The organism is Larkinella arboricola, assembly GCF_003259745.1.
GTDB classification, from domain to species: Bacteria; Bacteroidota; Bacteroidia; order Cytophagales; family Spirosomataceae; genus Larkinella; species Larkinella arboricola.
Map to the genome: position 1 here is coordinate 258623 of NZ_QLMC01000001.1, position 23060 is coordinate 281682.

At 52.1% G+C, this 23060-nt stretch carries 19 protein-coding genes; 11 read left to right on the forward strand and 8 right to left on the reverse strand.

Annotation, left to right across the window (positions count from 1 at the left end; genetic code table 11):
• Positions 1 to 246 precede the first annotated feature (246 nt).
• From gatB to proC, 3 genes are all read left to right on the forward strand, one after another.
• Positions 247 to 1746: an Asp-tRNA(Asn)/Glu-tRNA(Gln) amidotransferase subunit GatB gene (gene gatB / locus LX87_RS01100; RefSeq protein WP_111626331.1), complete on the forward strand. Its 1500-nt coding sequence runs from the start codon at positions 247 to 249 to the stop codon at positions 1744 to 1746.
• Between the two features lie 13 nt (positions 1747 to 1759).
• Positions 1760 to 2908, forward strand: coding sequence for a TlpA disulfide reductase family protein (locus tag LX87_RS01105; RefSeq protein WP_111626332.1), 1149 nt, complete (start codon positions 1760 to 1762; stop codon positions 2906 to 2908).
• An 82-nt stretch (positions 2909 to 2990) separates the two neighbouring features.
• Complete coding sequence (gene proC, locus LX87_RS01110) at positions 2991 to 3794, forward strand: pyrroline-5-carboxylate reductase (RefSeq protein ID WP_111626333.1); 804 nt, start codon at positions 2991 to 2993, stop codon at positions 3792 to 3794.
• A 307-nt stretch (positions 3795 to 4101) separates the two neighbouring features.
• Here the strand turns inward: proC and purB are convergent, their stop codons facing one another.
• The gene (gene purB / locus LX87_RS01115; protein ID WP_111626334.1) at positions 4102 to 5442 is read right to left on the reverse strand and encodes an adenylosuccinate lyase; all 1341 of its coding nucleotides are present in this window, start codon (positions 5440 to 5442) and stop codon (positions 4102 to 4104) included.
• Positions 5443 to 5636: 194 nt separating this feature from the next.
• Between purB and LX87_RS01120 the strand changes: the two genes are divergently transcribed.
• Entirely contained in the window at positions 5637 to 6362 is a 726-nt protein-coding gene (locus tag LX87_RS01120) for an MIP/aquaporin family protein (RefSeq protein ID WP_111626335.1), read from the forward strand.
• A gap of 111 nt (positions 6363 to 6473) precedes the next feature.
• Here LX87_RS01120 and bioA read toward each other — a convergent pair whose 3' ends face one another.
• From bioA to murQ, 7 genes are all read right to left on the reverse strand, one after another.
• Positions 6474 to 7805, reverse strand: a complete 1332-nt coding sequence (gene bioA, locus LX87_RS01125; RefSeq protein WP_111626336.1) for an adenosylmethionine--8-amino-7-oxononanoate transaminase — start codon at positions 7803 to 7805, stop codon at positions 6474 to 6476.
• The gene (gene bioD / locus LX87_RS01130) at positions 7792 to 8436 is read right to left on the reverse strand and encodes a dethiobiotin synthase (protein ID WP_111626337.1); all 645 of its coding nucleotides are present in this window, start codon (positions 8434 to 8436) and stop codon (positions 7792 to 7794) included. Before bioD ends, bioA begins: the two co-directional genes overlap by 14 nt.
• Entirely contained in the window at positions 8429 to 9574 is a 1146-nt protein-coding gene (locus tag LX87_RS01135) for an aminotransferase class I/II-fold pyridoxal phosphate-dependent enzyme (protein ID WP_111626338.1), read from the reverse strand. The genes bioD and LX87_RS01135 overlap by 8 nt, the downstream gene beginning before the upstream one ends.
• A gap of 227 nt (positions 9575 to 9801) precedes the next feature.
• Complete coding sequence (locus LX87_RS01140; protein ID WP_111626339.1) at positions 9802 to 10566, reverse strand: glucosamine-6-phosphate deaminase; 765 nt, start codon at positions 10564 to 10566, stop codon at positions 9802 to 9804.
• Positions 10567 to 10612: 46 nt separating this feature from the next.
• Entirely contained in the window at positions 10613 to 12010 is a 1398-nt protein-coding gene (locus tag LX87_RS01145; RefSeq protein WP_111626340.1) for a Gfo/Idh/MocA family protein, read from the reverse strand.
• 72 nt (positions 12011 to 12082) lie between these two features.
• A complete protein-coding gene (locus tag LX87_RS01150; protein WP_111626341.1) occupies positions 12083 to 13102 on the reverse strand; it encodes a zinc-binding dehydrogenase in 1020 nt (339 codons plus the stop codon).
• Positions 13099 to 13911 (reverse strand): N-acetylmuramic acid 6-phosphate etherase, encoded by an 813-nt coding sequence (gene murQ / locus LX87_RS01155; RefSeq protein ID WP_111626342.1) that lies wholly within the window; start codon positions 13909 to 13911, stop codon positions 13099 to 13101. The genes LX87_RS01150 and murQ overlap by 4 nt, the downstream gene beginning before the upstream one ends.
• A 165-nt stretch (positions 13912 to 14076) precedes the next feature.
• On the opposite strand from murQ, the gene ilvD reads away from it, so the two are divergent.
• The 7 genes from ilvD (at position 14077) to leuD (ending at position 23008) form a co-directional block, all read left to right on the forward strand.
• The gene (gene ilvD, locus LX87_RS01160; RefSeq protein ID WP_111627433.1) at positions 14077 to 15783 is read left to right on the forward strand and encodes a dihydroxy-acid dehydratase; all 1707 of its coding nucleotides are present in this window, start codon (positions 14077 to 14079) and stop codon (positions 15781 to 15783) included.
• Between the two features lie 62 nt (positions 15784 to 15845).
• Positions 15846 to 17606: a biosynthetic-type acetolactate synthase large subunit gene (gene ilvB / locus LX87_RS01165; RefSeq protein WP_111626343.1), complete on the forward strand. Its 1761-nt coding sequence runs from the start codon at positions 15846 to 15848 to the stop codon at positions 17604 to 17606.
• A 112-nt stretch (positions 17607 to 17718) separates the two neighbouring features.
• Positions 17719 to 18252 (forward strand): acetolactate synthase small subunit, encoded by a 534-nt coding sequence (ilvN, locus tag LX87_RS01170; RefSeq protein ID WP_111626344.1) that lies wholly within the window; start codon positions 17719 to 17721, stop codon positions 18250 to 18252.
• Positions 18253 to 18450: 198 nt separating this feature from the next.
• A complete protein-coding gene (gene ilvC / locus LX87_RS01175) occupies positions 18451 to 19494 on the forward strand; it encodes a ketol-acid reductoisomerase (protein WP_111626345.1) in 1044 nt (347 codons plus the stop codon).
• A gap of 136 nt (positions 19495 to 19630) precedes the next feature.
• Positions 19631 to 20899, forward strand: coding sequence for a threonine ammonia-lyase IlvA (gene ilvA / locus LX87_RS01180; RefSeq protein ID WP_211325261.1), 1269 nt, complete (start codon positions 19631 to 19633; stop codon positions 20897 to 20899).
• A gap of 92 nt (positions 20900 to 20991) precedes the next feature.
• Complete coding sequence (gene leuC / locus LX87_RS01185) at positions 20992 to 22395, forward strand: 3-isopropylmalate dehydratase large subunit (RefSeq protein ID WP_111626346.1); 1404 nt, start codon at positions 20992 to 20994, stop codon at positions 22393 to 22395.
• Positions 22396 to 22408: 13 nt separating this feature from the next.
• Positions 22409 to 23008, forward strand: coding sequence for a 3-isopropylmalate dehydratase small subunit (leuD, locus tag LX87_RS01190; protein ID WP_111626347.1), 600 nt, complete (start codon positions 22409 to 22411; stop codon positions 23006 to 23008).
• Positions 23009 to 23060: the final 52 nt, after the last annotated feature.

Genomic DNA, 23060 nt, shown 5'->3' on the forward strand with positions numbered 1-23060 from the left:
TCGATTTAGTAGTTGCCGTTTTTTGGCTTTTGGTTACAGGTCATTTCAATAATTAACCTTATAACCTGTTTACAGACATATCGTTACCTGTTTTCAAGCCTCCCGAAAACTGCTTTTCTTGTTACGGTTTCTAGCCGGGTTGTTCGGCGAAAGCCATTTTTTACAAAGGCTCCCCTAAATAGTGAAATGAGATTTTAACCGTATCTTTGCCGCTTAGTAACTTCATTTATAATACAATACAGGTTCATGGTTTCTGAAACGGCTGAAAAGACGGTATCCGCAGAGGTGCTGGCCAAATACGAGCTGGTGATTGGTCTGGAAGTACATTGCCAACTCCTGACGGCGACGAAGATTTTTGCCGCCGACTCCAATCAGTTCGGCAGCGAACCAAATACGAATATCAGTGTCATCACGCTGGGGCATCCGGGCACCTTACCCAAACTCAACCGCAAAGCCGTTGAACTGGCGGTTCGGATGGGGCTGGCCTGCCGTTCGGCCATCACGCAGTACACGGTTTTTGCCCGTAAAAACTATTTTTATCCCGACCTGCCCAAAGGCTACCAGCTTTCGCAGGACAAAACGCCGATCTGTGTTGGGGGCGAAATACCCGTCAAGTTCAAGGATGCCAATGGGCAAACCGTTGAAAAAGCCGTTCAGCTGCACCACATTCACCTGGAAGAAGATGCCGGAAAAAGCATTCACGACAGCGACTGGAACACCCTGCTGGATTATAACCGCGCCGGAACGCCCCTGATCGAGATGGTAACCGAGCCCGTGATTCAGAGCGCCGAAGAAGCCGCAGCGTACCTGACCGAAGTTCGGCGGCTGGTGCGGTATCTGGACATCTGCGACGGCAACATGGAAGAAGGCTCGCTGCGCTGCGATGTGAATATTTCGGTGCGTCCGTGGGGGCAGAAAGAATTCGGTACGAAGGTCGAGATCAAAAATATGAACTCGATCCGGAACGTGCAGCGGGCCATCGAAAGTGAGTTACGGCGGCAGATTGAGACGATTGAAAAAGGCGGAACCATCATCCAGGAAACCCGGATGTTTGATGCCAACACGGGCCTGACGCACGGGATGCGGGTGAAGGAAACTATGAACGATTACCGGTATTTTCCCGATCCGGACCTGAGCCCGGTCGTCATTTCCGACGAATGGCTGGCCGGTATTCGCGCCAACATGCCCGCCTTGCCGAAAGAACGGTATGAAACGCTGCTGAATCAGTACGGGCTGCCCGAATACGATGCTGCTCTGCTGGCCGATGTGAAAGAACTGGCCGATTATTTTGAAGCCGTCAGTCAGAAAACAACGCATTACAAAGCCGTTTCCAACTGGATTATGGGGCCGGTTAAAGCGCAGTTGACCGAAAAAGCACTGCGCGACGGCCAGTTTCCGGTTTCGGCCGAAACGCTGGCCGGGCTGATTAATCTGGTGGATTCCGGAAAAGTAAGCTTCTCGACGGCCAGCCAGCGGATTTTCCCGGTTTTGATTGAACAACCCGGAAAGTCGGCGGAGCAGGTGGCGCAGGAGCAGAATTTATTACAAAACAGCAATACCGATACGTTACAAACGTTGGTAGATGAGGTGCTGGCAGCCTGGCCCGATAAAGTGAAGGAATACAAAAAGGGCAAGAAAGGGCTGCTGGGTTTGTTTGTGGGCGAGGTGATGAAAAAATCAAAAGGCAGCGCCGACCCCAAGCTAACCAATGAGTTGCTTCAAAAATCGTTGTCTTCTCCGTTATAACTGTACAGGTAAGATGAAAAAAAATCGGATTGGTTTCGCCGTTTTGATGGCTTTGGCCTTGCCGTGGACGGCTTTGGCGCAGAGTGCAGGCAAAGAATTTACGGTCAGCGGTACGGTGCAGAACTTTAAGCCGGGCAGCAAGGCGTATCTGGAAACAAATGAGCAGCTTTCCAGAAAGCTGGATTCGACGCAGATCGACGCTGAAGGGAAATTTACCCTCAAAGGGCGCGAACTCAACGGCGGGAGTTTCTACAAGCTCAATCTGGCCAACGAGCAGGTTTCGAGCCTGCTCGTTGATGGCGGTGAAAACCTGACGGTTACGGCCGACGCGAAAGACAAAAGTAAGCTACAGGTTAAGGGATCCGTCAACATGGAGTTTTACCCGAAAATCGTGGAGATTGATGTCATGATGCGGGAAAAACACAAGGCGTGGCAGAAACGGGCGGCAGCGGCAGCTTCCAAAAACGATTTCAAAGCCGGGCAGGCCATTGACCAGGAAGTAGTTACCGAAAACCAGAAGGTGATCGAAACCGTCAAGGCGATGATTCCGCAGATGGGGACTTCGACGGTTGCCATGATCTCGCTCAAGTACCTGGACCCAAAAGAGCATTTTGATATGTATGAATCGCTGGCGCAGAAGATGCAGCAGGCGGGTATCAAGAGCAAACAGGCACAGGCGTTTATCAACTTTGTAAACATGACGAAGGCCGAAACGACGGCCCAGGCCAATCAGGTCGCCATTGTGGAAGGAGCCCTGGCGCCGGATGTTACGCTGGAAAATGCCCAGGGCCAGCCAGTTAGTCTGTCGTCGTTGCGGGGTAAATATGTGCTGATCGACTTCTGGGCGTCGTGGTGCGGCCCCTGCCGGCAGGAGAATCCGAATGTCGTGCGGGTGTATAACAAATATAAAGACAAAGGCTTTGAAGTATACAGCATCTCGCTCGACGACAGCCGGGATAAGTGGCTGAAAGCCGTGCAGGCCGACGGAATGATCTGGACGAACGTGCTGGGCAAGAAGAACGGAAGTGCGCCGGTGGCTCAGCAATATTCGATTCAGGTGATTCCTACAACCTACCTGCTGGATAAGGAAGGTAAAATTATTGCCAAAAATCTGCGGGGGCAGGCGCTGGAGCAAAAGTTAAGCGAAATTCTGGATAAATAACCGTTTATGGTTAATGGTGTAGAGTTTAGAGTTTTTGGTTAGTATTGAAGACTTTTAACCGTAAACTCACCAACTGTTTCTTATGAAAATTGCTATTGTCGGTTGCGGCAACATGGGAATGGCGTTTGCCAAGTCGTTTTTACAGTATGATCTGGTAAAAAAAGAAAACCTGTTGCTCATCGAAAAAAGCGCCAATCGTTGCGAAGCCTTAAAAGCTGAGAAAACGGGCGTCGTGGTTGATACCATCAGCCCCCGGATTTCGGAAGTCGATTTAATTATTCTTTCGGTTAAGCCGCAGGATTTTAACAGTTTACAGGATGCTTTGCGGGAAACCATTCAGCCGCAGCAGGTCATTCTGTCGATCATGGCCGGTATTCCGATTGCCACTATTCAGGAAAAATTAGACCATCGGCTGGTCATCCGCGCCATGCCCAATACGCCCGCCATGCTGGGCATGGGTATCACCGGTTTTACGGCGGCCAAAGAAGTTGACCTGACCAATTTACGGAAGGTAGAAAACCTGATCAATGCCACGGGCCGGTCGATTTTTCTGGAAGATGAAGCCCTGCTCGATGCCGTTACGGCGCTCAGCGGCAGCGGCCCGGCTTATTTCTATTACCTTGTCAAAGCGATGGTCGAAGCCGGTAAGCAAATGGGGTTCGATGAGTCCGTTGCGGCATTGCTGGTGAAACAAACCATGTTGGGGTCGTTCCATCTCATTAATAATGCCGACAAATCGCTGGACGATCTAATCAAAGCCGTAGCGTCTAAAGGCGGTACGACCGAAGCGGCTCTGAAACGGTTTGAAGAAGGTGGATTGGCCGATACGCTCATCGCCGGTATAAAAGCCGCCCAGACCAGGGCCACGGAGTTGTCGAAGTCATAAGCTAACCTCTTATAAATGAAAAAACCGTCAACATACCACTGACGGTTTTTTCGTTTTACATCATCCGATTTAACGGCTAAAAATCGTGAAATGAGAAAACTTCTATCAATCCTCCTGTTATCGGCCAGCACCTTATCCTACAGGACCGAATCCAAGGTCCTGATTTGTGAGAGCCGAAGTGCCTACGCGTATCATTCTTACGAATGCCGGGGACTAAAGCGATGCAGTCATAAAATAAGCCGAATAACAGTGTCTGCGGCAAAACACAGGGGCTATTCGGCTTGTAAGATATGTTACTGATTATGCTTTAGATTCCCGTATACGAATACGGTGTAATCGCCCGCAACTCGGCTTTGACGTTCTCGGAAACGTTCAGACCGTCGATAAACCGGGCGATGGTGTCGGCGGTGATTTTCTCGTTTGTGCGGGTCAGGTCTTTCAGAGCTTCGTACGGTTTCGGATAACCCTCGCGCCGGAGAATGGTCTGAATCCCTTCGGCAACAACCGCCCAGTTCTCTTCCAGATCGGCCTGAATAGCGGCTTCGTTGAGCTGAAGTTTGCCCAGCCCTTTCAGCAGTGATTTCAACGCGATGATCGAATGGGCAAACGGTACGCCCAGGTTGCGCAGAACCGTGGAGTCGGTCAGGTCGCGTTGCAGCCGTGAGATGGGCAGTTTGGCGGACAGGTGTTCGAACAGGGCGTTGGCAATGCCCAGATTTCCCTCCGAATTTTCAAAATCAATCGGGTTGACTTTGTGCGGCATGGCCGATGAGCCCACTTCGCCCGCCTTGATCTGCTGTTTGAAGTAGTTCATCGAAATATACGTCCATATATCCCGGTTGAGATCAATCAGAATCGTATTCAGGCGCTTGAAGGTGTCGAGTGTGGCCGCCAGCATATCGTAGTGTTCAATTTGCGTTGTATGCTGGCTGCGTTCCAGGCCGAGCTTTTGCACAAATTTATTTCCGAACCCGTTCCAGTCAATATCCGGATAGGCGATGTTGTGGGCGTTGAAATTGCCGGTGGCTCCCCCAAATTTGGCCGCTGCCGGAATGTCGGTCAGCAAGTAGAGCTGCTTTTCAATCCGTTCGCAGAAAACCAGGATTTCCTTGCCCAGCCGGGTCGGTGAAGCGGGTTGGCCGTGGGTTCGGGCCAGCATGGGCACGGTTTTCCATTGCTCGGCCAGTTCCTGCAATTTGATGAACACTTCCCGGTATTGCGGCTCAACCTCCATTTCCAGCGCATCGCTCAGAAGCAACGGCGTAGCGGTATTGTTGACGTCCTGCGAGGTCAGACCGAAGTGGATAAATTCCAGGTAATCGGCAATATTCAGATCGGCCAGTTTTTCCTTGATGAAATATTCGACGGCCTTCACGTCGTGGTTGGTTTCCCGCTCAATTTCCTTGATGCGCAGCGCATCGGCTTCTGAAAAGTTTTCGTACAGAGTCCGCAGCTTCGGAAAAACCTCCCGGTCAATGTCTTTCAACTGAGGGAGCGGCAGTTCACAGAGGTCGATAAAATACTCAATCTCAACCCGGATACGGTACCGGATCAATCCCCATTCCGAAAAATAAGAGGCCAGTGACTGGACTTGACGGCGGTAGCGGCCATCAATCGGCGAAATTGCGGAAAGCGCAGAAAGTTGCATAGGCTTAAAAACGAAAACGCAAAGGTAATGGAACCGCCCGAATCCGCTCTTTATAAATTAGATACTAAGCGAATATTTTATATCTAATGCGAATATTCACTTTGCGTATAAATGGTAATAAATATTGCTTTATATTGGCGGCTTTGTAACAGAACGTATATTTTATTGGCTTATCCCTAAACCCACCTTTTTCTATGCAACTGTCTCCCTTCCTCGGTGAACTGGTAGGAACGTTGGTCGTTATTCTGTTAGGCGACGGTGTTGTCGCGAATGTTATATTGAAACAAACCAAGGGCGAAGCGTCCGGATGGATTGTGATTACCACGGGTTGGGCTTTTGCCGTCACCATGGGTGTTTTCATTGCCAAAGCCTTCGGCAGTATTGACGGGCATCTGAATCCGGCCGTCACCATCGCCTTTGCCGTGGCAACGAGCGACTACAGCAAGCTGGCCAGCTACATTCCGGCGCAGATGATTGGGGCTTTTCTGGGGGCGGTATTGGTCTGGCTTCAGTATTTGCCGCACTGGGCCGCTACACCCGATGCGGGGACCAAGCTCGCCGTTTTCTCCACAGGCCCGGCCATTCGCCAGCCTGCAAGCAATGTGGTCAGTGAAATGATTGGGACGCTGGCGCTCATCATCGGAATTGCGGGTATTTCAGCCAAATCTCTCGGGACCATTGCCATCGGTTTAGGGCCGTATCTGGTTGGGGTGCTGGTCTGGAGCATCGGCCTTTCACTGGGCGGTACGACCGGTTACGCCATCAACCCCGCCCGCGATCTGGGGCCACGGATTGCCCATGCCTTACTTCCCATTCCGGGCAAAGGTTCGTCGGACTGGAACTATGCCTGGGTCCCCATCGTCGGGCCGATTATCGGGGCCGTTGTGGGCGGACTGCTCATCAAATGGTACGCGTTGTAATTCAACGTGGAGCTATACCTCTAAACCCCGGCGGGTCATCCTGAATCTGGTAAGGACACCCCGCTGTGGCCGGATTGAACGGTATCGAAATCATTTCATCAGAAACACCTGCTATAAGTCTTCGTGCAGGTGTTTTAATAATTTTTCGATAGCGGCATACACCGTATCCAGTTGCTCGTCGGTGATGCAGTAGGGCGGAAAAACATACAGCACATTGCCCAGCGGCCGCATCAGGACACGTTCATTCAGCAGGAAGTTATAGGCAATATCCCGAATGTTGCTGAAGTAGGAGCTAGCCTGCCCATCCACATCCAGATCGAACGCCAGGATGGTACCGCGCTGTCGAACGTTTTTGACCCCCGGTTTCTGCTTTAGCTGTTCCGCAAACGCTGCGTGACGCTGGCCGATGCGCTGAATCGATGCCTGTGTTTCGTCGGTAAGCAGCAGGTCAAGGCTGGCGAGTGCGGCTGTACAGGCCAGCGGATTGGCCGTAAACGAGTGGCCGTGAAACAGGGTTTTATAGCGGTCTTCCGACAGAAAGGCGTCGTAAATTTCTTGCGTACAGGTTGTAACGCCCAGCGCCATCGTTCCGCCGGTTAAGCCTTTCGACAGGCTCATCAGGTCGGGTTGTTCGTGCAGGTAATGCGAGGCAAACAGTTTTCCGGTACGGCCAAAACCCGTCATGACTTCATCGGTAATGATCAAAGCACCGTGACGGCGGGCCAGACGGATGAATTGGTCCAGCACGTCCGGTTCGTACATGACCATACCACCCGATCCCTGCACCAGCGGTTCTACGATTAAAGCCGCTACGTCATCGCTCAATAGGGCTTGCAGTTGGTCCAGAGCCGTTTGTTCCTGTCCGGCAACGGGCGCCGGAATGTATTCAACATCGAACAGAAACGGCACAAACGGAGCCGTAAACGCACTCCGACCGCTCACCGCCATCGCCCCGAACGTATCACCGTGGTAAGCGCCTTCCAGCGCAATCACTTTCCGGCGGGGCTGGCCGATGTTGTGCCAGTACTGGAACGCCATTTTAAGGGCGACTTCCACCGCCGTCGAGCCATTGTCCGAATAAAAAACCTTATTCTGGTTATTCGGTAAAATCGGCAGCAGCCGTTCGGCCAGTTCAACGGCGGGCTGGTGGGTAAAACCGGCAAAAATGACGTGCTCGAGTGTCTGAAGCTGCTTGTAAATCCGCTCGGCAATGTACGGATGGCTATGGCCGTGAATGGTAACCCACCACGACGAAACCGCGTCGATGTAAGCTTTGCCGTCTTCGCCGAACAGCAACGCACCGTCGCCCCGGACAATCGGGATGGGCAGCGGGGCCGTCTGCATTTGCGTAAACGGGTGCCAGATGACGGCCTGATCCCGCTCACCCAGAGGGAGTTCCGCGCCAGTCGGTTTGTCCGAGTTATGATTATTATAAGCTTCCATGATGTTCTTCCAATAGAGGTTTTACGCTGGCCGCATTCCGGCTGACAAATTCCCGGTTGATTTCTCCGCCCCACTCAATTCGTCCAAAGCTCTTCAAACCGGTATAATTGACAATAAAATCTTCCGACGCCGGGGTTTCAGGACCGTTGAAAATCAGTCCTAGAATAGGGATGCCGCGCTGTTGCAGGGCTTCCACCGAAAGGAGGGTATGGTTGATGCTGCCCAGATAATGTTTGGAAACCAGTAAAACCGGTAGCTGAAGTTGCTGGACCAGATCAATGTTTAGATCGCGGTCGTTCAGCGGAACCATCAAGCCGCCCGCCAATTCGATTACCAGGTGGTTGTCGGTTTTGGGAACGGAAAATGCGGAAAGGGTGATTTGCACACCGTCGATGGCTGCGGCCGCGTGGGGCGATAACGGTTCCCGCAGGCGGTAGGCTTCGGAATGAAACCGGGTGACGGTATTGGAAATCAGCCGCCGAACGGTTTCGGTATCGGAATCTTCCAGAGCGCCGGACTGCACCGGTTTCCAGTAATCGGCCTGTAGGGCTTCCACGACGACGGACGACACCACGGTTTTACCGATTTCGGTACCGACACCGGCCAGAATAAATTGCAAGGGGTTACTCATGAACATCTATAATTTCCTGTAACGTCTGCACCAGCCGATCAATTTCGTTTTCCGAATTAAACGCGTGCAGACAGATTCGCAGCCGTTCGCGACCCGCCGGAACCGTCGGGCTCAGGATGGGCCGGATGTCAAAACCGGCTTGCTGAAGCCTTGTGGCAGTTGCCCGGCAGACGTCATTTCCCGGAACGACTAACCCTAAAATCGGACTTTCGGCGGACGTCCACTCCGTTTGGGGCAAGTGCGTTTCAATCTGCTGCTGGAAATAGGCGCGTAACGTATGCAAACGCTGAATAAGCGCCTGGCATTGCGGCAAAAAACCGTAAACGCTCCGAATTGCCAGCAAACTATGCGGAGGCAAAGCCGTCGAGTACACGAACGAACGGGCAAAATTAATCAGAAACTCCCGTAAGGCCGCCGATCCCACAACCGTCGCGCCGTGAATGCCGAGCGCTTTCCCAAACGTATGCACCCGCGCAAACACCTGCTTCTGTAACCCGAGCGCCTGAACCAGTCCTTCGCCGTTTGCTCCGAAAACGCCCGTTGCGTGGGCTTCATCCACGATCAAAGCGGCTTCGTAGCGTTCGCAGAGTTCAACCATTTCGGGTAACGGAGCCAGATCGCCGTCCATTGAGTAAACTGATTCAATGGCCACGTAAACCGTACCGGTCGCGCTTTTCAGCCGGTTTTCCAGATCAGCCAGATCGTTGTGACGGAATTTAAAACGGTTTGCCAGGCTCAACCGCGCGCCGTCGATCATGCTGGCGTGAATCAGTTCATCAGTGAGCAGGGTATCCCCCCGTTGCGGTAAGCTGGCCAGCAGGCCAACGTTGGCGTCGTAGCCGGAATTAAAAATCAGGGCCGCTTTGGCCTTGTGGAAAAGGGCAATTTCGGTTTCCAGTTCTTCGGCCAGGGTAGAATTTCCGGCCAGCAATCGCGAACCGGTCGATCCGTTCAGCAGGGCGGGATGGTGCGCAACGGCCTGCCCGATCTGTTGCCGCACGATAGGGGAACGGGCCAGGCCCAAGTAATCATTGGAGCAAAAATCAATTAGATCGGTCGGCTTTTTTAACGACCGGAGTAGTCCCGCCGACCGGCGTTTATCCAGTAATGTCTGGATGGTATTATCAGCTTTTATCACCTTCCTGTTGGCTTATTGGCAAGGCCGTTTGAGGAGCCGGTCATAGCACAAAATGTGGAAAAATAGTATTAAAATAAGGAGTTATCCACATAGTAATGTGGATAACTCACTCTGTTTTAGCTTTTTTATAGTTTAAAAAGTTAGTAAACGGTCTTTGGCCTTCGCAAGAGCACTTACGTATGTCCACACATGAAGCAATTGGCTGTCGGTCAATTACTTCATCACTTTTAGGTTAGCCCATTACTAGTAGAAATCGTTTCGGTCGATAGCAGGCTGGCCGCGGGTTCGTCCAGATACAGCTGGCAATTGGGATGTGACCGTAGAATACTGGCCGGGAACAAGTTACTAATGGGCTCCTCCAGCGTGTCTTTAACGGCTTGCGCCTTGCGTTGATCGGGCACCGAGCAGATGATATGACGCGATTTCATAATTTGCCGAACCGACATACTGATGGCCTGCGTCGGAACATCGTCCAGTGTTGGAAACCAGCCTTCATTAAACTGCTGACGCCGACAGGCCGCATCCAGGTCAACAATCAGGTAAGGTTCCTCAGTATCGAAATCAGCCGGGGGGTCGTTGAACGCCAGGTGCCCGTTTTCGCCAATGCCGACCAGTGCAACGTCGATGGGATGGGCCTGAATGAGGGCTCCAAGCCGCCGGGTTTCTTCCTGTGCGTCCACCTCGCCGTTGATCAGATAACTGGCTTTCAGGGGTGAAACCTGATTTAGAAAACGTTCCTGAAGGTATTTGCGGAAGCTGGCCGGATGAGAAAGCGGCAGACCAATGTACTCGTCCAGGTGGAACATCACCACCCGGCTCCAGTCGATATCTTCCTGAATAAGCTGCTGCAATGTGGCAAACTGGCTGGTTCCGGTGGCTAAAATAATGTTGGCTTGTCCGCGCTCGGCAATGGCTTGCTGGATAAGGGCAGCGGTTGCCTGACCCGCACTCTGGCCGAGTTGCTCAGCGGTTTTTGAAATCAGAATTGTCATAAGTAGGGTTCGTAATGAGAGGAATAAGGGCGGATAAGAAGGTTTTTTATAGGTTCTTGATTCGGGTGGTGCCGCCGGTTGCCAGGCTGATGTCTACCGGCTTGTTGGTTTTCCAGGAACCGTTGGTAAAATCCGGGACGTCGATGGAGTTGGAGCGATGGGCAACCGACCACTCGCTGAGCGGGCCAATGCTGCTCCACAAGGCCGCATCGTACACATCCTGATCGAGCGGTAAACCGTTGCGCAGGCAGTCGATGAGTCGCCAGTCCATCAGAAAATCCATACCGCCGTGGCCGCCGACCTGTTTGGCCAGTTCGCCCACCCGTTTGACAATTTCGGGTTGGTATTTCTTTTCGAGTTCCTGGTACTCCTGCTCCGACATCCATTCGTGACCTTTGGATATCCGGCCCGGCAGCGGATACTTCTGGGCCGTGGCTTTCGTTCCGCTGACGATGTGAATCCGGGAGTAAGGCCGGTGCGAACTAACGTCGTGTTGCAGCATGATGGTCCGGCCTTTTTTAGTCCGGATGGTGGTTGTATTCATATTTCCCCGGAACGATTTTCCTTTAAACTGTTTGAAATAATCGTCGGTCTGGGCCAGTTCCTCGGCTTTTTTGGCCAGCATGAAATCATTGCTGGACATCGCCACCAGGTAATCCATCTGATCACCCCGGTTGATGTCGAGCACCTGGGCAACGGGGCCCAGGCCGTGGGTCGGATACAGGTTGCCGTTGCGCTGATTTTCTTTCAACCGCCACAGGTCATGCCGTTTGCTTTTGTCGAATAGGGAGTCAAAAATGTCGTGAATGTAAGCGCCTTCTGCGTGGACGAGTTCGCCGAAAAAGCCCTGACGCGCCATGTTCAGCGTCAGCAATTCAAAGAAATCGTAGCAGCAGTTTTCCAGCATCATGCAGTGCTTCTTCGTGCGCTCCGACGTTTCGACTAGTTTCCAGCAATCGTCGACGGTAGTAGCAATGGGAATCTCACAGGCAACGTGTTTCCCCTGTTCCATCGCATACAGGGCCATTGGCGTGTGGAGGTTCCAGGGCGTACAAATGTAAATCAGGTCAATGTCTTTCCGGTCGCAGAGGGCCTTCCAGGAATCGGTTTTTCCGGTGTAGTAGGTAGGTTTGTGAGCGGTTTTTTCCAGCACCTTCTTGGCCTCATCAATACGCTCGGGCCGCACGTCGCAAATGGCCTGAACCGTCACATTATCGAGGTAAACGATGCGTTTCAATGCTCCGGTTCCGCGGTTGCCAACCCCAATGTAGCCGATCCGAACGGTATCGATGCGGGGCGCACTGTAGCCGCACATATTGAATGTCTGTCTGGGAGGACGTGGGGCCTGGGTTTCGGCGGGTAAACCATAACTTAAGTGTGCGGTACTTAGTCCGGCACCGGCCAGGCCGGTTAGTTTCAAAAAATCTCGGCGTTTCGTATTCATGGGTTTCGGATTTAGGATTCGAAACTCGCTTGGTTTTCCGGAAAAAGCAACCCCGACGCAAAAGAAAACCGCTTACGAAACGCTCAAAACCACTTTGCCAAACTGTTTCCCGCTTTGGACTTTTCGTAGCGCCTGCTCGGTTTCTGCCAGCGGCATCACCTCATCAACGACCGGAACAAGTTGATTTTCTTCCACAAAGCGAACCATATCCGCAAATTCCGGATCGGTCCCCATCGTTGTGCCGTGAATGTTTAGTTGCTTGAAAAAGACTTTGGAAGGGGGGACATCCGTGATGTTACCGGTGGTGCCGCCGTAGAAAACAATCCGTCCGCCCGGAGCCGCCACATCGACCAGTTTTGCGAATCCCGGTCCGGCCGCACTATCGATGATAATGTCGAAATAGCCCCCTTTGTTACCCCCGGTTTGAGCCAGCAGCGTTTTGGGCCAATCGGCATCCCGGTAGATAACCCCGCCGGTCGCGCCCAACTCTTTGGCGCGTTGCAGTTTTTCGTCCGAACCGGACGTTACCCACACCTCTGCCCCGGCGGCCCGCGCGATTTGCAGGGCGATCAGGGCGGCTCCTCCGCCAATACCGGTAATCAGAACCCGTTCCGGATGGCTGGTTTGCAGTCTGGCCCGGGTCATCAGGGCGCGCCAGGCGGTTAAACCCGTCAGCGGCAGGGCGGCTGCCTGTTCGAAAGAAAGATGGTTAGGTTTGTGGTGCAGGTATCGGGCTTCAATTTTTACGTACTCGGCAAACGTTCCGTCATCGGGCATTCCCAGGATTTTAAAATCCGGACCGTAAAAATTAGGATTTGGCCCCCAGTTAAGCCCCGGATTCAGAATGACTTCCTGGTTTTTCCACACATTATCCACACCCTCACCCGCTTCTACCACCACACCGGCTCCATCAGAACCCAGGATAACCGGTAATTTCATTCGGGGGTATAAGCCCTGTTGAACGAAGATATCCCGGTGGTTAATGGCCGCAGCTTTGATCTGCACAACGACCTCACCCGGCCCAGCGACGGGTTCCTCAGTATCAAGGTATTGAGCGGGCTGGTGTACGGCTAACTGGCGTATTGCTTTCATTCTTCCGGATTGTAATTAACGTTCAGGATGGCACTCCGTACGTTGCCAAACTTGGCGAGTAGCTCCTCGGCTCGCTGCTGCGAAACCCCCGTTTCACTCATCACCATGTTGGTCGCCCGGATTTTAAGTTTATGATTAGTTAATTGCATATCGACCATTTTGTTGCCTTTTACCCGGCCCAACTGAATCATCACCGAGGTCGAAATCATATTGAGGACCAGTTTCTGGGCGGTTCCGGACTTCATGCGCGTGCTGCCCGTTACAAATTCCGGACCCACCACCACCTCGACCGGGAATTCAGCCGCCTGAGCCACCGCCGAACCGGGATTACAAACGATACAACCCGTCAGAATACTGGCTTCGCGGGCTTTCTGCAAACCGCCGATCACGTAAGGCGTCCGGCCCGATGCGGCAATGCCGATGAGCGTATCCAGTGGGTCGATGTGATACACCTGCAAGTCTTTCCAGGCCTGCTCGGAATCATCCTCCGCGTTTTCGACGGCACTGCGGATCGCGCGGTCTCCTCCGGCAATGATGCCTACGACTAAATCAGGCGACACCCCGTAGGTGGGCGGGCACTCCGAGGCATCGACCACTCCCAGCCGACCGCTGGTTCCGGCGCCGATGTAAAACAGCCGACCGCCTTCTTTCATTCGCTTGACAATTTCGGTCACCAGCGCTTCCATCTGCGGGATGGCTTTCTCAACAGCCAGCGGAACGGTTTTGTCCTCGTTATTAATATTGGTCAGTAACTCATGAACAGACATCTGCTCAAGGTGGTCGTAATGGGACGAGTTTTCGGTAATCATCGTATAATGCTATTTCTGATACATCAAAAGTACAATGTATTCTATACGAACTACGCATAGTGAAAAAAATACTAAAAAATCCGGGCCAGATTCTTGCGTAATTTATTTCAATTTTTTTCCTTTGAATCAAATTACGCTTTCAGCGAATTTTCGCTAACTGAATTTATGACAACGACAGCAACCGAAAAAAATCAACTAAACCGGTACAGTTCTACCCTTACGCAGGAAGTCAGTAACCCGGCCGCTCAGGCCATGCTCTACGGCATTGGCCTGAAGGAAGAGGATATGAGCAAACCTCAGATTGGAATTGCCAGTGCTGGTTACGACGGAAACCCTTGCAACATTCACCTGAATGGTTTGGCGGCTTATGTGAAAAAAGGAGTTAATGAAAGCGGGTTGGTCGGGCTGGTGTTCAATACCATCGGTGTTTCGGACGGGATGACCAACGGAAACGATGGGATGTCGTACTCATTGCCGTCGCGGGATATCATTGCTGATTCGATTGAAACAGTCGTCCACGCTCAGTGGTACGACGGTGTGATTGCCGTAGTCGGTTGTGATAAAAATATGCCCGGTGCGCTGATGGCGGTGGGTCGCTTAAACCGTCCTTCCATTCTGGTATACGGTGGTACGATTCGATCAGGAAGTTACAAAGGACAGAAATTAGATATTGTGTCGGCGTTTGAAGCGTATGGCAAGAAAGTAGCCAACAGCATCAGCGACGAAGATTATAAAGGCGTTATCCAGAATTCGATTCCCGGCGCGGGGGCTTGTGGTGGAATGTACACGGCCAACACGATGGCATCCTCAATGGAGGCATTGGGGTTGAGCTTGCCTTATAGTTCGAGCTTCCCGGCAACGCACGAAGGCAAGCAGGCCGAATGCCGGAAAATCGGTGCGGCCATGATGAACCTGTTGGAGAAAAACATTCTGCCGCGCGAGATCATGACCAAGAAGGCGTTTGAGAATGCGATGACGGTGGTAATGGCCCTGGGTGGCTCGACCAATGCCGTGTTGCACTACATTGCCATTGCCAAATCGGTTGGGGTTTCGCTGACGCTGAAAGATATTCAGGACATCAGCGACCGGACGCCGTACCTGGGTGATCTGAAACCCAGCGGAAAATATTACATGGAAGATATGCTGGCCATTGGCGGAGTTCCGGCGGTGATGAAGTACCTCTACAAAGAAGGCTATATTCATGGGGATTGCCTGACCGTTACCGGCAAAACCGTGGCCGAAAATCTGGAAGAAGCGCCGGATCTGGATTTTGAAGCCCAGAACATTATTCGTCCGCTGACGAATCCGATCAAGAAAAGCGGTCACATCCAGATTCTGTACGGTAACCTGGCAACCCAGGGCGCTGTTGCCAAAATTACGGGCAAGGAAGGTGAGCGGTTTGAAGGGATCGCCAAAGTCTGCGATCGTGAAGAACAATTGCTGGAGTTTATCCAGAACCGGGAAATCAAGGAGGGTCACGTAGTCGTTATCCGCTACGAAGGGCCCAAAGGCGGACCGGGTATGCCGGAAATGCTGAAACCAACCTCGGCCATTATGGGGCTGGGTCTGGGCGACAAAGTGGCCCTGATTACGGACGGACGGTTTTCGGGCGGAACACACGGTTTTGTGGTGGGTCACATCACGCCGGAAGCGCAGGAAGGTGGCAACATCGCTCTGGTTCGTGACGGGGATAAAATTACGATTGATGCCGTCAACAACGTGATTCACATGCACGTGTCGGACGAAGAGCTGGCCGAGCGCCGGGCCAACTGGACGATGCCTCCTCTGGAGAAAGCCGCCGATCACGGTATTCTGCGGAAATACGTAAAACTGGTGAGTTCGGCCAGTGAAGGTTGTGTGACAGATGCTTAGGAAAGAAGAAAATCTACAAACGCCGAATCAACGGTACTGATCGCGTTAAAACAAACAATACAATGAATACAACAGTCAGTGAAATAACGGCAGAAGAACCGCAGCCGGCTGTTCCGGCTGCCAAGCTAATCAAACCCCTGACGGGAGCCGAAGCACTTATGCAGTCTTTGGTGGCAGAAGGTGTAGATACCATTTTTGGCTACCCCGGTGGGGCCATTATGCCCGTCTATGACGCACTGTACGACTATCAGGACCGTCTGAATCACATTCTGGTGCGCCACGAGCAGGGCGCGGCCCACGCAGCCGAAGGGTACGCCCGGGTGACGGGCCGGGCCGGGGTTTGTCTGGTGACTTCGGGGCCGGGCGCGACCAACCTGGTGACGGGAATTGCCGATGCCATGATCGACTCCACGCCGATGGTGTGTCTGGTGGGTCAGGTTGGCGTGAAGCTGTTAGGAACTGACGCCTTTCAGGAAACCGATGTAATTGGCGTTACGATGCCGATTACGAAGTGGAATTATCAGGTGACAAGCGCCGACGAAATTCCGGAGATCGTGGCCAAGGCATTTTACCTGGCACAAACGGGTCGTCCGGGACCGGTCGTGATTGATATTACCAAGAATGCGCAGCAGGAGTTGATGACCAAACCGTTTGAGTACCAAAAGTGCGAGAAGGTAATCAGCTACCGCCCGCGTCTGGTGCCGAAGCAGGATCAACTCGAGAAAGCGGCTGAACTGATTAATAAAGCCAAAAAACCATACATGCTGGTTGGGCATGGCGTATTGATCGCCAAAGCCGAGCAGGAACTACTGGCTTTTGTCGAAAAAACCGGTATTCCGGTGGCAACCACGCTGCTGGGCCAATCAGCCATTTCGGTTGACCACCCGTTGTACATGGGTTGGCTCGGTATGCACGGCAACTACGGCCCTAACGTTATGACGGATCAGTGCGATCTGCTGATTGGCGTGGGAATGCGGTTTGACGACCGCGTAACGGGCAATCCCGATCTGTTTGCCCGGCAGGCCAAAGTGGTTCATATTGAAATTGATCCGGCAGAAATCGATAAGATTATTAAAGCCGATGCCCCGGTAATCGGTGATGCCAAGGAGGTTTTAACGCGCTTGATGCCGCTGGTTCATCAGAACGATCATACGGCTTGGCGCAACGAATTCCGGAAATACGACGACATTGAGGACCAGAAGGTAACGCATCCCGCCATTGCACCGACGACCGAGAAAATCAAAATGGCGGAAGCCATCGATTTGCTGTCGAAAAAAACGCGCGGGGAAGCCGTCATGGTGGCGGATGTAGGCCAGCACCAGATGATGACGTCGGCGTACTACGAATTCAAGAAACCGCATAGTCTGGTTACATCGGGTGGTTTAGGCACGATGGGCTTCGCTTTACCGGCGGCTTTCGGGGCCAAAGTGGGCGATCCAAGCCGTGAGGTAATTGCCATCATCGGCGACGGCTGTTTCCAGATGACGATTCAGGAGTTGGGAACCATCGCGCAAAGCAAACTTCCGGTGAAAATTATCATCCTGAATAACAACTTCTTAGGGATGGTTCGCCAGTGGCAGCAACTGTTCTTCGACCGTCGGTATTCGTTTGTCGAATTGCAGAACCCCGACTTTATTACCATTGGGAAGGGCTTCGGAATCGACGGCCATACCTGCGCCAACCGGGAAGATCTTTCGGCGTCGCTCGATACGTTACTGGCATCCGACAAACCGTATCTGCTGGAAATTATCGTCGAGAAAGAAGAAAACGTTTTCCCGATGGTTCCGGCCGGTACCAGCGTGGCCTCCATTCGGCTCGAATAGCGTACCTGCGGACTTAATTCCGTGAGCGGTTTACATAAAAGTTATAGAAGACACGGACTGAAGCCTGCGTAGCGCAACCTACGCGGCTCGGTTCCTGGGTACGAATACAAAGATGAATACATACACCATTTGCATATTCACCGAAAATACGATTGGTCTGCTCAATCGGATCACGATTATTTTCACGCGTCGGCGCATCAACATCGAAAGCCTGACGGTTTCGGAAACCGAACGGAAGGGGGTTTCACGGTTTACCATTGTGATCAAACACGAGTCGCGGGAAACCGTCGAAAAACTGGTTCGCCAGATTCGGAAGATCATTGAGGTAATGGCGGTTTTTGGGTATCTGAACGACGAAATCGTTTCGAACGAAATCGCCCTGTTCAAGATCGCCACTCCGCTGGGCTCCAAGCCGCTGGATATTGAATACATTAATAAGCATTTCAATGCCTGGGTAGTATATTGGCAACTGGATTACGTGGTGATCGAGAAAACCGGTTCGGAGAAGGAGATTTTCGAGTTTTTCAGTTACATCAAACCCCACGGAATCCTGGAATTCGTTCGTTCGGGCCGGGTGGCGGTTGGCAAAACCGAAAAGGGTCTGGTTGAATACTTGCCTGAATATGAGTGGGAATATTATTTGTAAAAACGATATTTGCGGCCGGATTCTAATACGTCTATACGCCAGCCGTTTTTAGCCGCACCCATTTAGCAGGTTGCGCATCGGTTCCGGAAAAGTCAGGCTAAGTGCGCTCGCTATGCTGAAGCCGTAGCTTCGCTGATGTATTCCATTCATTTTCCATAAATCTGTAATCAATTTCAGTTCAAATAAACTAGTCAAACAATGGCAAAAATTAACTTCGGCGGAGTTGAAGAAGAAGTCGTGACCCGCGAAGAATTTCCTCTCGAGAAAGCCAGAGAAACTCTCAAAGATGAAGTCATCGCCGTCATCGGTTACGGTGTACAGGGCCCCGGCCAGTCGCTGAATATGCGCGACAATGGTTTCAATGTAATCGTTGGCCAACGCAAAGGCAAAACCTACGACAAAGCCGTGAGCGATGGATGGGTGTCGGGCGAAACCTTGTTTGAAATTGAAGAAGCCCTCGAAAAAGGAACCATTATTTGCTTCCTGCTGTCGGATGCCGCTCAGATTGAACTGTGGCCGACCGTGAAAAAATACCTGACTCCCGGCAAATCGCTGTATTTCTCGCACGGTTTCGGGGTAACGTACAAAGACCAGACCGGTATTGTACCGCCGACCGATGTAGACGTATTCCTGGTGGCTCCGAAAGGCTCCGGAACCTCTCTACGCCGGTTGTTCGTAGAAGGCAAAGGCTTGAACTCGAGCTTTGCAATCTATCAGGATGCCACCGGTAAAGCCCGCGAAAAAGCCATTGCGATGGGAATTGGCGTAGGTTCAGGTTACCTGTTCGAAACTGATTTCTACAAAGAAGTAACATCTGACCTGACTGGCGAACGCGGTACACTGATGGGCGCCATCCAGGGAATTTTTGCCGCTCAGTATGAAGTACTGCGCGCCAACGGTCACTCGCCGTCAGAAGCCTTCAACGAAACCGTCGAAGAACTGACGCAGTCGCTGATGCCGCTCGTTGCCGAAAACGGAATGGACTGGATGTATGCCAACTGCTCGACCACGGCCCAACGCGGTGCGCTCGACTGGTGGAAACCGTTCCGGGATGCCACCAAGCCGGTTTTCGAACAATTGTATAATTCGGTGAAAGCGGGTGAGCAGGCCAACATCTCGATTACCCGCAACTCACAGGCCGATTACCGCGAAAAACTGGAGGAAGAACTGAAAGAACTCCGCGAATCAGAAATGTGGCGGGCCGGTTCAGCCGTTCGCAGCCTGCGTCCGGAGCGCAACTAATGTTTAAGGCAGGGCTCCCTGCATGATCGTGGGAGTTTAGGAACTCGTTGTTAAAGTTTGCTGTAATTTGAGTAACTTTAACATCCCATTAGGGCTCCTGAACTCCCCGATCCTTAAACTTCAAAACTTTAAAAACGTGGTAGAAGCGGAGAAAAAAATCACCTTTCCGGACGTAGACAACATCTATCTGGCGGCTGATCGGTTGCGGGGCGTTGCCGTGCATACACCGTTGCAGGAAAATCTGAACCTTTCGGATAAGTATGCGGCCAATATCTTCCTGAAACGGGAAGATATGCAGGTGGTACGGTCCTATAAAATTCGGGGCGCTTACAACAAGATGGCGAGTTTGTCTGCCGAAGCGTTAGCCAAAGGGGTGGTTTGCGCCAGTGCCGGTAATCACGCACAGGGGCTGGCCTATGCCTGCCGTAAAATGGCTGTCAAGGGGATTATTTTCATGCCGACCACCACACCCAATCAAAAAGTCAAACAGGTTAAACTGTTTGGGAAAGAGTTTGTGGAGGTTGTTTTAACCGGCGACACCTACGACGATGCGTATCATTCGGCCATTGATTACGTAAATAGCCACGATAGCACGTTTGTTCATCCGTTCGATGACTTGCAGGTTATTGAAGGTCAGGGAACCGTTGGGCTGGAAATCTTCAAAGATTCTAACTTCAAGATTGATTACCTGCTGATGGCCATTGGTGGGGGCGGTCTGGCATCGGGTGTTTCGACGGTATTCCGGCAATTAAGCCCCCGAACGAAGCTGATCGGTGTCGAGCCGCTGGGGGCGCCCACCATGAAAGTGTCGATGGACGAAGGGCATATTGTTGCCCTGGATGAAATTGATAAATTTGTTGATGGGGCTGCCGTGAAACGCCCCGGCGATACGACGTTCGAAGTCTGTCGCCAAAATCTCGATCAGGTGATTCTGATCCCCGAAGGCAAGGTATGCACGACCATTCTGCAACTTTACAATGAAGATGCCATTGTGGCCGAACCGGCGGGTGCGCTGACCATTGCGGCTCTGGATTTTCTGAAAGACGAGATCAAAGGCAAAAACGTGGTTTGCCTGGTCAGCGGAGGAAATAACGACATTACCCGTACGGAAGAAATCAAGGAGCGGTCACTGCTGTACGAAGGACTAAAGCATTACTTTATCATCCGGTTTCCGCAGCGGGCCGGTGCCATGCGTGAGTTCCTGAGCGGTGTGCTGGGCGAAACCGACGATATTACCCTGTTTGAATATTCCAAGAAAACCAATCGGGAGCGCGGTCCGGCTCTGGTCGGTATCGAGTTAAAAACCAAAGCGGATTTTGAACCGTTGCTGCAACGCATGCGTGAAGCCAAAATCCATTTTGAATACCTGAACGACAAGCCGGATCTGTTTGAGTTTTTAATTTAGACCGTTGCGGACGTTTCGTAGTGCAGAATTAAGAGTTTCCTCCGCCATCGGTCTGATCACGGGGAAATAGAAAATAAGTAAGAACTATAGCCATGAGTCAGCCTAAAACACTTTTCGATAAAATCTGGGATGCCCACGTCGTCAAGGCGATGGACGGCGGACCGGATGCCGTCTTTATCGATCGCCATTTTATTCACGAAGTGACCAGTCCGCAGGCTTTTGACGGGTTGCGGAAGCGGGGCATCGGTGTTTTCAACGTTGCGCGTACCACGGCGACGGCTGATCACAACGTACCAACGAAAGATCAGCATTTGCCCATCAAAGAAGCCCTTTCGCGGCATCAGGTAGAAACTCTCCGAAAAAACTGCGCCGAATTTGGTGTTGAACTCTACGATCTGGGACACCCGTTTCAGGGCATTGTCCACATTATCGGCCCTGAACTGGGCCTGACCCTGCCGGGCATGACCATCGTTTGCGGTGACAGCCACACCAGTACCCACGGCGCACTCGGCAACATTGCATTCGGTATCGGAACCAGCGAGGTAGAGCAGGTGCTGGCAACCCAGTGCATTCTGCAATACAAGCCGAAGCGGATGCGCATCAACATCAACGGGCAACTGACGAAAGGCGTCAGCTCGAAAGATATTATTCTGTACATCATTTCCCAGATCTCGGCCAGCGGGGCAACGGGCTATTTCGTTGAATACGCCGGAGATACCATTCGGGGTTTGTCGATGGAAGCGCGGATGACGATCTGCAACATGAGCATCGAAATGGGTGCCCGTGGCGGTCTGATTGCTCCGGATGAAACCACGTTTGAATACATTCGCGGTCGTCGGTTTGCGCCCCAGGGCGAAGCGTTTGACCAGGCCGTTGAACACTGGCGGACGCTGAAAACCGACGAAGGCGCCGAGTTTGATGTGGAACTGAATTATAAAGCCGAAGACATCGGTCCGATGATTACCTACGGTACTAACCCCGGTATGGGTATCAGTGTCGACAGCCACGTTCCGAACCTGAGCGAAATACCGCAGAGCGAACTGGCTTCCTACACCAAGTCGCTGGCGTATATGGGTCTGGAGCCGGGTACGGAACTGGTGGGAAAACCGGTTGATTACGTCTTTATCGGTTCGTGTACGAACGCCCGGATTGAAGATTTGCGGACGGTTGCCGATTTTGTCAAAGGAAAGCGAAAAGCTGAAGGTGTCGAGGTCTGGATTGTACCGGGTTCCGTTCAGGTTTCCAATCAGGCCAAAGCCGAGGGGCTGGATCAGGTGTTTCTCGAAGCCGGTTTTGAACTCCGCGAACCGGGCTGTTCGGCTTGTCTGGGCATGAACGAAGACAAGGTTCCGGCGGGTAAATACTGTATTTCTACGTCTAACCGCAACTTCGAAGGCCGTCAGGGCCCCGGCGCACGGACGTTCCTGGCCAGCCCGATTATGGCGGCAGCCGCTGCCGTGACCGGCAAAGTAACCGACGTACGGCAATTGGTGTAAACAGACATTCAGAATGAGCAAAGAAACTTTGGATAAACTTGTCTCAACGGCAGCTCCGCTACCGATTGAGAATATTGACACCGATCAGATCATCCCGGCGCGGTTTCTCAAAGCCACTACGCGCGAAGGCTTCGGCGATAACCTGTTTCGTGACTGGCGTTATACAAGCGACGATACGCCCAAAGCCGATTTCGTCCTGAACGACCCGACGTATGCGGGTGCCCGGATACTGGTTGCGGGTAAAAATTTCGGAATGGGTTCCAGCCGGGAACATGCCGCCTGGGCGTTGCACGACTATGGCTTTAAGGTGGTTATTTCCAGCTTCTTCGCCGACATCTTCCGAAACAATGCCCTGAACAACTTTGTGTTGCCCGCTCAGGTATCGGATGCGTTTCTGGCCGAAATTTTCAAAGCCGTTGAAGCCAATCCCCAGACACAAATCACGGTTGATCTGGTTAATCAGGAGATTATTCTGGAAAACGGGTTGAAAGAATCATTCGCCATCAACGCCTACAAAAAGCAGTGTTTGATGAACGGATACGATGACATTGATTACCTGTTGAGCTTAAAAGAAGAAATCAAACAATACGATCTAGCCCATACAAATTTTTGAATGAGCGAATGAGCGAATGAGTGAATAACTGCCGGATTTTTAGCACCTTATT